Source organism: Rugamonas sp. (genome assembly GCF_025354735.1).
In the GTDB taxonomy this organism is placed as follows: domain Bacteria; phylum Pseudomonadota; class Gammaproteobacteria; order Burkholderiales; family Burkholderiaceae_D; genus Rugamonas.
The window spans coordinates 1-9,397 of record NZ_JANXMI010000209.1; the positions used below are offsets into that span (position 1 = coordinate 1).

General features: G+C 60.8%; 6 protein-coding genes. 1 reads left to right on the forward strand and 5 read right to left on the reverse strand.

Going from position 1 to position 9,397, the window contains the following annotated elements; all coding sequences use genetic code 11:
• Nucleotides 1–193: 193 nt before the first annotated feature.
• Nucleotides 194–1,246 carry a hypothetical protein gene (locus Q0S71_RS16635; protein WP_295998060.1) on the forward strand — a complete coding sequence of 351 codons (1,053 nt, stop codon included), beginning with the start codon at nt 194–196 and terminating at the stop codon, nt 1,244–1,246.
• A gap of 830 nt (nt 1,247–2,076) precedes the next feature.
• On the opposite strand, the gene Q0S71_RS16640 is transcribed toward Q0S71_RS16635, so the two are convergent.
• The 5 genes from Q0S71_RS16640 to Q0S71_RS16660 all read right to left on the reverse strand — a co-directional run bounded on the left by Q0S71_RS16640 (nt 2,077) and on the right by Q0S71_RS16660 (nt 9,112).
• Nucleotides 2,077–2,856 carry an enoyl-CoA hydratase gene (locus tag Q0S71_RS16640; RefSeq protein WP_295998061.1) on the reverse strand — a complete coding sequence of 260 codons (780 nt, stop codon included), beginning with the start codon at nt 2,854–2,856 and terminating at the stop codon, nt 2,077–2,079.
• A gap of 82 nt (nt 2,857–2,938) precedes the next feature.
• On the reverse strand, nt 2,939–4,135 hold the full coding sequence (locus Q0S71_RS16645) for an acetyl-CoA C-acyltransferase (protein WP_295998063.1): 1,197 nt from the start codon (nt 4,133–4,135) through the stop codon (nt 2,939–2,941).
• Between the two features lie 62 nt (nt 4,136–4,197).
• On the reverse strand, nt 4,198–6,597 hold the full coding sequence (locus tag Q0S71_RS16650) for a 3-hydroxyacyl-CoA dehydrogenase/enoyl-CoA hydratase family protein (protein WP_295998065.1): 2,400 nt from the start codon (nt 6,595–6,597) through the stop codon (nt 4,198–4,200).
• Between the two features lie 39 nt (nt 6,598–6,636).
• Nucleotides 6,637–8,427: an acyl-CoA dehydrogenase C-terminal domain-containing protein gene (locus Q0S71_RS16655; RefSeq protein WP_295998067.1), complete on the reverse strand. Its 1,791-nt coding sequence runs from the start codon at nt 8,425–8,427 to the stop codon at nt 6,637–6,639.
• A gap of 64 nt (nt 8,428–8,491) precedes the next feature.
• On the reverse strand, nt 8,492–9,112 hold the full coding sequence (locus Q0S71_RS16660; protein ID WP_295998070.1) for a TetR/AcrR family transcriptional regulator: 621 nt from the start codon (nt 9,110–9,112) through the stop codon (nt 8,492–8,494).
• Nucleotides 9,113–9,397: the final 285 nt, after the last annotated feature.

The following is a 9,397-nucleotide window of genomic DNA, read 5'->3' on the forward strand; positions in this document are numbered from 1 at the left end:
TGCGCAACATCGCGAAAAATTGGAAAATGCCAGCCATCACTTGGCGTGCCGCGAAAAACCAATTCGCCATTCTGTTCGCCGAGCGCTTTACGGCGCACCTGTAACGAAGCATTGAAATTAGCTAGATGACTTCGGACACACGAAAATCCTGACACTCCCCCAAGACCTAATATCTGGACTCGATTCGTCCTTTTTGACCACACTGCGTACTCTGAGAAATAAGTCTGCGCATCCTTCAGGTCACAAACCATCTCCGGAGGAAGCTAGATTCATCTTCTTCGAGACTATCAATCGTTTTCTTTCTCAGCCAATTCTTTCGACGACTCAGCTAGTCGACGAGCTGATTTCAAGACTAAAGAACACCAACTTCTTCCCCAGTATCGTCGTCTCAGATATCAAGAGCGTTGTCGGAGACGAAACTAAAAACCTCCATGATGAGGCAATACCACAACTTGTGGCCAAACTTGTCAGTGCCGTCGCATCGTCAGAAACATCAATCAAAAATAACTCAAGTCTCTTCTTGGTGGGCATAGCTACGCACGACAAGCTGGCGACAATCTCTGCCTTGCAGGCGAAGCTTATTGCGCCCAAGGCGGACGACAATGGTTACGAGGACCTGATAACACAGGTTCTGTCGGCGAATGGGAAAATTTTTGTTGGTCTCAATGAGACTACCGTCAATCGCATTCGCGCGGTGCTTGCCAAGAAAATTGCTGACACCACCAATGCGGTTAGCGAATCCAAACTAGCTCATCCGACCACCGCACTTATATCAATTGCGGCCGCAGTAGCCGAAGGTCAATTCGTCACAACCTTCAAGTCCGAATTGGAGGCGCTGTTCGAGAAGCGTGCCCACTCAAAGTTCGTTGTCAAATTAGTTCAAGACAAGCCTTCATTGCTTTCGCTCTACTTTCCACTATTGCTAGCCAAGGCGGGATCATCGGATTATGCAACTGCAAATGCTTTCTCGAATGCAGTTGAATCGCTTGATCAGGCCCTAAGTGTCTTGTTATCCGGTGAACAGGCGTTTGAGTTGATCATCGCGATCAAGAAAGCAGCGAGTTGGGGAGCTTGGTCTGCAACGGGGGTCGCCACCGCAAAGTTTGCCGGCACACCTCTGCTTCGAGCCAATGCGCTTTCCTACGTTTCTGCAAACAAGGCCGCAGCAGCGGAGAAGATTGAACAGAAACTATCAGAGTCCAAACCTATTGATGACTTCATTAAGGCAAGCCTCACCGATGAATAGTCGGCATAAACTATGATTGCAGCGGATTACCAATGGCACCCGCTGAATTCAAACGGTGAACGGCTGCTTTTGAGGGCCAGTAAGGACCGCTTGGGGCGGCAGCTGTCCTTCGCCAGCCACAGGTTGATGGCCGCAGCTCCGGTTGAGCGCTAGGCGATACCCATGAAAACGAGTGGCGGCGTTCAGTGAGAACAGGTGGAGGCAGTGATGAGTGTACTTACTCGATATCGCGCCGGCGGAGGCATGCTGGCCAGCAGCTGGTGACGTGGATCTCCGATCAGCGCCTGCGGTCGCCAGGCACGCCGCAGGTCCCTGCTTCCGATGTTGGTTGACTTGGTGCTGATCGCCGGCCGGCGGCTCGATGTTGGGCGTCGGCGCCGGGATGGTGGCCAGCATGTCCGGGCACGAGAATCACGGGCTGGTTTGACGTGAGAACCGCTGTCCGGATTGAAATGAGAACGACTGTCCGGCTTGATGAGAATACTCAATTCAGATCTTGATCAAGACTTTGCTGGCATTTCGCGCGCAGCTACGGAATGCGGAAAAAGCTACTTGAAGCTCGTTGAATTGCTCCGGTAAGGGGATGGGCTCCAACCAAATCAATAACCCACCACTCAACCCGTCTCGGCCCTGACGTAGCCTGTGATAGAAATGGCGTGGTTGCACTGCAAAATAGGATTTTTCGGACTATAGTCAGCGCTTCTCAGAGGAGAAGCGCTGAACTTAAATGATGGGACGAATCTCATCTTTTATGAGAAAAATCTCATCTTTTGTGACACTAATCTCATCTTTTGTGAAACTTTAAGCCTCGCTTCACACGACCTCATCGTTTAATTGAACTTGCTGAAATCCGGCTTGCGCTTCTCGAAGAAGGCGGTGAAGGCCTCCTTCGCTTCCGGCGCCGACAGCATGGCGCCGAAGAATTTATTTTCCTCGACCATGGCCCGCCGGACGGCGTCGTTGCGGCCCGCCTTCATCAGCTGCTTGGTGGCGCGCACGGAACTGGCCGGCAGCGCGACCAGCTTGGCGGCCTGGCCCTGGGCGAAGGCCAGCAAGTCGGCGGCCGGCAGCACTTTCGATACCAGTCCCATGTCCAGCGCTTCCTGCGCCAGGAAGGCCTCGCCCAGCATCAGCTTTTCGGCCGCGCGCGGGTAGCCGGCGATCTGCGTCAGCAGCAGGCTCGATGCGAATTCCGGACACAGGCCGAGCTGCGCGAACGGCATCGAGAATTTGGCGTTGTCGGCCGCGTAGACCAGGTCGCAATGCATCAGCAGCGTGGTGCCGATGCCGACGGCCGCGCCAGCCACCGCCACCACCACCGGCTTGGTGGCGCCGCTCAGCGCCATCATGAAGCGGAACACGGGACGGTCTTCGATGCTCAAGCCGTCGTCCGGACGCGCCGTCTTCATGAAGTCTTCGAGGTCGTTACCGGCCGTGAAAATTTCCGGCTTGCCGACGATGAGGATGGCGCGCACGGCCGGGTCGCGCTCGGCGTCGTTGATGGCGTCGGCCATGCTCTGGTACATCGCCGACGTGATCGCGTTCTTGCGTTCCGGCCGATTGAATTCGATCGTCAATACGCCGCCGGCCTTGCTGCTCAAAATATCCATGTCATCTCCAAATGAGAAGGGCGCCCGGGAGATCCCGCGGCGCCCTTTTTTTATGCGAAGTTTTCTACCCTTCTTCGCCCTGTTATACGCGTTCGAAAATCCCGGCCGCGCCCATGCCGGCGCCGACGCACATCGTCACCATGCCGTACTTGAGGTTATTGCGGCGCAGCGCGTGGATCACGGTGGCGGCGCGGATCGCACCGGTCGCGCCCAGCGGGTGGCCGAGCGCGATCGCACCGCCCATGGGATTGACCTTGGCGGGATCGAGACCGAGGTCGCCGATCACGGCCAGCGCCTGCGCGGCAAAGGCTTCGTTCAATTCGATCCAGTCCAGCTGGTCCTGGTTGATGCCGGCCGCCTTGCAGGCGTCGGGGATGGCGAACTTGGGACCGATGCCCATGATTTCGGGCGGCACGCCGCGCACGGCGAACGAGGAGAACTTGGCCAGCGGCGTGAGGTTATGCTCGCGCAGGAATTTCTCCGACACGATCAGCAGCGCGCCCGCGCCGTCCGACATCTGCGAGCTGTTGGCCGCCGTGACCGAGCCCTTGGCCGCGAACACCGGCTTCAGTTTGGCCAGCGATTCCATGGTCGAATCGGCGCGCGCGCCTTCGTCGGTGTCGACGGTGCGGGTCTTGACGTCGATCTGGCCGGTGGCCAGGTTGGGCGTGCGGGTGATGATCTCGACCGCCGTGGTTTCATCCTTGAAGTAGCCGGCCTGCTGCGCGGCGATGGCGCGGCGGTGCGACTCGACCGCGAACGCGTCCTGCTGTTCGCGCGTGACCTTCCACTGCTTGGCCACGTTCTCCGCGGTCAGGCCCATGCCGTAGGCCATGCCGACGTTTTCGTCGGTGAACATATTCAGGTTCATCGACGGATGGTGGCCCATCATCGGCACCATCGACATCGATTCGACGCCGCCGGCGATCATGGCGTCGACCTCGCCGACGCGGATGCGGTCGGCGGCCATGGCGATGGCCGTGATGCCGGACGCGCAGTAACGGTTGATGGTGACGCCGCCGACGGTCTTCGGCAGGCCGGCCAGCAGCACCGACTGGCGCGCGATGTTGAAGCCCTGCTCCGCTTCCGGGAACGAGCAGCCGATGATGGCGTCCGTGATCAGCGCCGGATCGAGGCCGGGCGCCTGCGCCAGCGCCGATTGCAGCACGCGCACCAGCAGGTCGTCCGGGCGGGTCTTGTTGAACATGCCGCGCGGCGCCTTGCCGATCGGGGTGCGGGTGGCGGCGACGATGTAAGCGTCTTGAAGTTGTTTGCTCATGGTGTCTGTTTTCCTAAATATTCTGCGTGTGAGAGCGGAGACGTGGCTTGGTTGCGTAGCGCTCAGTTGCGTACCGGCTTCCCGGTCTGCATCATGCCCATGATCCGCTCTTGCGTCTTCGGATGGTTCAGCAGCTCCAGGAAGGCTTTACGCTCCATGTCGAGGAACCACTGCTCGTTGACCATGCTGCCCTGATCGACGTCGCCGCCCGACACGATCTCGGCGATCATCTCGCCCAGCTTGAAGTCGTGCGCGGAGATGAAGCCGCCGTCGCGCATATTGACCAGCTGCGCCTTGATGGTGCCCCAGCCGTAACGGCCCGTCACCTGCACCGGCGTTTTCAGCGGCGGACGATAGCCGGCGTCGAACATGGCGCGCGCCTCGACCTTCGCCACGTGCAGCAGCTCATACGGATTGAAGACGATGACGTCGTCCTCTTTCAGGTAGCCCATGGCCTGCGCCTCGAGCGCCGATTTCGACACGTTGGCCGTGGCCGCGTTGGTGAAGCCGGTCTTCAGGAATTGCAGGATGTCGTTGCCCTTGGCTTCCTTGAACGCGCGCACGGCCGCTTCCTTCAGGCCGCCGCCGGCCGGGATCAGGCCCACGCCCACTTCCACCAGACCGATGTAGGACTCGATGGACGCCACGCGCTTGGACGAGTGCAGCGCCATTTCGCAGCCGCCGCCCAATGCCAGGCCGGCCACCGCGGCCACCACCGGCACGTTCGAATACTTCATTTTCATGAAGGTGTTTTGCAGTTCGCTGATGATGGGGTCGACCGCTTTCGCGCCGCCCTGCATGAACGCGGGCAGTGCCGATTGCAGGTCGGCGCCGGCCGAGAAGGCGCCGCCGTCGGCCGCGTCGGCGCTCCAGATCACCAGGCCCTTGAAGTTTTTCTCGGCTTCGGCCAAGGCCATCTTGAAGCCGTCGATCACGCCCTGGCCGATGACGTGCATCTTGGTTTTCAGCGAGATGACGAGCACCTCGTCGCCCGAGTGCCACAGGCGCACCGAGTCGTCCTCGAACACGGTGGTGCCGGCGGTTTTGCCGTCGGCGACGCCGCTGCCGAACACCGGCGCGCGGAATTGCTGGCGTTCGTAGACGGCCAGCGTGGAACGCGGCACGAACGATTTCGAGATCGCGGAGTACGAACCTTGCGGTGTGTGGACGCCGCCTTTTTCGGCGACCGGACCTTCAAACACCCAGGCCGGCAAAGGCGCGCCGCACAGCGCGTTGCCGGCGTCGATGTCTTCCTTGACCCACGATGCCACCTGCGACCAGCCGGCGGCCTGCCACGTTTCGAACGGGCCGACGTTCCAGCCGAAGCCCCAGCGCATGGCGAAGTCGATGTCGCGCGCGTTGTCGGCCACGGTGTCGAGGTGGATGGCGATGTAGTGGAAAGCGTCGCGGAAGATCGCCCACAGGAACTGGCCTTGCGGGTTGGTCGACTCGCGCAGCGCCTTCATCTTCTTGACCGGGTCCTTTTCCTTCAGGATGCGGGCGATGATGTCGGCGGCCTTGCCGCCGCCGGCCACGTATTCACCGGTGGCGAAGTCCAGGCGCTGGATCTCCTTGCCGACTTTTTTGTAGAAACCGGCGCCGGTCTTTTGACCGAGCGCGCCTTTTTCCACCAGCTTGGCCAGCACCGCCGGCGTTTTGTAGACGCCGAAGAAGGGGTCGTCGGCCAGGTTGTCCTGCATGGTCTTGATGACATGGCCCATCGTGTCCAGACCCACCACGTCGGCGGTGCGGAAAGTGCCCGACTTGGCGCGACCGAGCTTGGCGCCGGTCAGGTCGTCGACCACGTCCGGCGACAGGCCGAATTTTTCCGCTTCGTGGATGATGGCCAGCATGCCGAAGATGCCGACGCGGTTGGCGATGAAGTTGGGCGTGTCCTTGGCGCGCACGACGCCCTTGCCCAGGGTCGTGGTCAGGAAGCCTTCGAGCTGGTCGACGATTTCCGGGCTGGTCGACACGGTCGGGATGATCTCCACCAGGTGCATATAGCGCGGCGGGTTGAAGAAGTGGACGCCGCAGAAGCGCGCCTTCAGGTCGGCGTCGAAGCCGTCGGACAGCGTGGTGATCGACAGGCCCGAGGTGTTCGAGGCGAAGATGGCGTTCGGCGCGATGTGCGGCGCGACCTTTTTATACAGGTCGTGTTTCCAGTCCATGCGCTCGGCGATGGCTTCGATAATCAAGTCGCAGCCGGCCAGCAGGTCGAGGTTGTCCTCGTAGTTGGCCACTTCGATCAGGGCGGCGTGGTCCTTGTTGCCGAACGGCGCAGGCGACAGCTTTTTCAGGTTCTCGATGGCGCGCAGGACGATGCCGTTCTTGGCGCCCTCCTTGGCCGGCAGGTCGAACAGCACGACCGGCACTTTGGCGTTGATGCAGTGGGCGGCGATTTGCGCGCCCATCACGCCGGCGCCCAGGACGGCTACTTTTTTAACGATGAAATTGCTCATGTCGATTCCTTTATTGTTTCGCGTTGAAGTGGGCGCGGCTTAGAACAGGTCGGCGTCGAGCGCCATCAGGTTGGCGGCGCCGGAACGGGCCTGACGGATCAGGGTCGCGGTTTCCGGTTGCAGGCGGCCGAAGTAGAAGCGCGCCGTCGCCAGTTTCGATTTGTAGAAAGTGTCGCCGCTGTCTTCCTTGGCCAGCGCGATCTTGGCCATCTGCGCGAACAGGTAGCTGTAGATCATGTGGCCGACCACGCGCAGGTAAGGCACGCAGGCCGCGCCCACTTCGTCCGGATTCTGGAACGCCTTCATGCCGATTTCCATGGTCAGCTTGGAGACCTTGTCACCGAGGTCGCCCAGCGGCGTGATGAATTCGCTCATCGCTTCATCGGTGCCGTTTTCCTCGACGAAGTTCTTCACCTTCTCGCCGAACTTGCGCAGCTTGGCGCCGTTGTCGCCCAGGATTTTGCGGCCCAGCAGATCGAGCGACTGGATGGTGTTGGTGCCTTCGTAAATCATGTTGATGCGGGCGTCGCGCACATACTGCTCCATGCCCCACTCGCTGATGTAACCGTGGCCGCCGAAGACCTGCATCGCGTCCGAGGTGGCGATCCACGCGTTGTCGGTGATGAAGGCCTTGATGACAGGCGTCAGCAGCGCCACTTCGTCGGCCGCCTCCTTGCGCACGTCCGCGTCCGGGTGGTGCAGTTCGCGGTCGATCTGCAGCGCGACGTAGGACGAGAAGGCGCGCGCGCCCTCGGCGTAGGCTTTGCCGGTCAACAGCATGCGGCGCACGTCCGGGTGGACGATGATGGGGTCGGCCGCCTGCTCGGGCGCCTTCACGCCGGACAGGCTGCGCATCTGGATGCGGTCCTTGGCGTAGACCAGCGCGTTCTGGTAGGCGATCTCGGTCAGGCCCAGCGACTGCATGCCGACGCCGAGGCGGGCCGCGTTCATGAACACGAACATGGCGTTGAGGCCCTTGTTCGGCTGGCCGATGATCCAGCCCTTGGCGCCATCCAGGTTCATCTGGCAGGTCGAGTTACCGTGGATGCCCATTTTTTCTTCGATGGCGCCGCAGGTGATCGGGTTGCGCGCGCCCAGCGTGCCGTCGGCGTTGGGCAGGAACTTCGGCACCAGGAACAGCGAGATGCCTTTCGAGCCTTCCGGCGCGTCCGGCACGCGGGCCAGCACCAGGTGCAAAATGTTTTCGGCCATGTCATGCTCGCCGGCCGAGATGAAGATCTTGTTGCCGGTGATGGTCCACGAACCGTCGGCCTCGGGCAACGCTTTCGAGCGCAGCATGCCCAGGTCGGTGCCGCAGTGCGATTCGGTCAAACACATGGTGCCGGTCCACTCGCCCGACACCAGTTTCGGCAGGTAGACGGCCTTCTGTTCCGGCGTGCCGTGTTCCTTCAGGCACTCGTAGGCGCCGTGCGACAGGCCGGGGTACATGGACCAGGCCTGGTTCGACGAGTTCAGCATCTCGTAGAAGGAATTGTTCAGCACCACCGGCAGGCCCTGGCCGCCGTATTCGGGATCGCAGGCCAGCGCGGCCCAGCCGCCGGCCACGTACTGCTTGTACGCTTCCTTGAAGCCCTTGGGCGTGGTCACGGCGTGGGTCGCGGCGTCGTGGTGGCAGCCTTCGCGGTCGCCCGAATGGTTCAGCGGGAACAGCACTTCCGACGTGAACTTGGCGCCCTCTTCCAGCACCTGGTTGATGATGTCGGCGTCGACATCGGCGTAGTCCGGCATCGCCTTCAGTTCTTCTTCGACGTTCAAGAACTCGTGCAGCACGAATTGCATATCCCGGATTGGCGCGACGTATTGACCCATGATTTTCTCCTGATGGCGTATAGCTAAAATTTTTTGACGTAGGCGGCGGCGGACCGCGCCGGGGTTATTTCACTGAATTGACTGCGGCTGCGTGCTGCGGATTTTGATACGTGTCGATCAGGCGGTTGAAGCCGATGCCGGCGCGGTCCAGGCTGCCCGGCATGCGCAGGAAGCGCGCATCGTGGTGCAGTCCCAGGATCAGGCCGTACATCTCGTACACCAGTTGCGCGGCGTCCGTATCGGCCTTCAAGTCGCCGCATTCGATGGCCTGGCGCACGCAGCGCAGCAACGCGCCCTGCCACGCCTGCACCATCGCCATCAGCTCTTCACGGATGGGGCCGGGGCGGTCGTCGTACTCGGCCGCGCCGCTGATGTAGATGCAGCCCGACGCCACTTCGACGCTGACGCGCTTGACCCAGCGCGCGAACATCGACTTCAGGCGCAGCAGGCCGCGCGGCTCCTTGACGCTGGGGAAAAACACTTCTTGCTCGAAACGGTGGTGATACAGCTTCAGCACTTCCAGTTGCAAGTCTTCACGCGAGCCGAAATGGGCGAACACGCCGGATTTGCTCATGTTCATTTTGTCGGCCAGCAAACCGATGGTCAGGCCTTCGAGGCCGTCGCGGCTGGCCAGGTCGAGCGCCACGTCCAGAATGGCGGCGCGCGTCAGTTCACCCTTGCGCATGAATTTGATAGAGGTATTTATAAGAATGCACCAAGTTGTCGATCAATGGAGGGAAAATCATTGTCCTCCAGCTGAGCGCTCCGTGTGAAAAAAATTGCGAACGCTCGTACTATTATCCACCCGGTGATAAAAGTCAAACTGTAACGCCGGAGTTAGAGGTGCGGTTCTATTACTGTTGCGCGGCAAGACCGATCGCGGCCCGATGCGCGCGGATTCCGCGGTGGCGTCGCGGCCGGCCGGCGACCATCGGGGTCAGACCACGGTTTCGAATGCCCCTCTCGAAAC

Coding starts and splice junctions, on each gene's coding strand:
- Q0S71_RS16650 (WP_295998065.1), bottom strand. CDS start 6,597: ATGAGCAATTTCATCGTTAAAAAAGTAGCCGTCCTGGGCGCCGGCGTG.
- Q0S71_RS16645 (WP_295998063.1), bottom strand. CDS start 4,135: ATGAGCAAACAACTTCAAGACGCTTACATCGTCGCCGCCACCCGCACC.
- Q0S71_RS16655 (WP_295998067.1), bottom strand. CDS start 8,427: ATGGGTCAATACGTCGCGCCAATCCGGGATATGCAATTCGTGCTGCAC.
- Q0S71_RS16660 (WP_295998070.1), bottom strand. CDS start 9,112: ATGCGCAAGGGTGAACTGACGCGCGCCGCCATTCTGGACGTGGCGCTC.
- Q0S71_RS16640 (WP_295998061.1), bottom strand. CDS start 2,856: ATGGATATTTTGAGCAGCAAGGCCGGCGGCGTATTGACGATCGAATTC.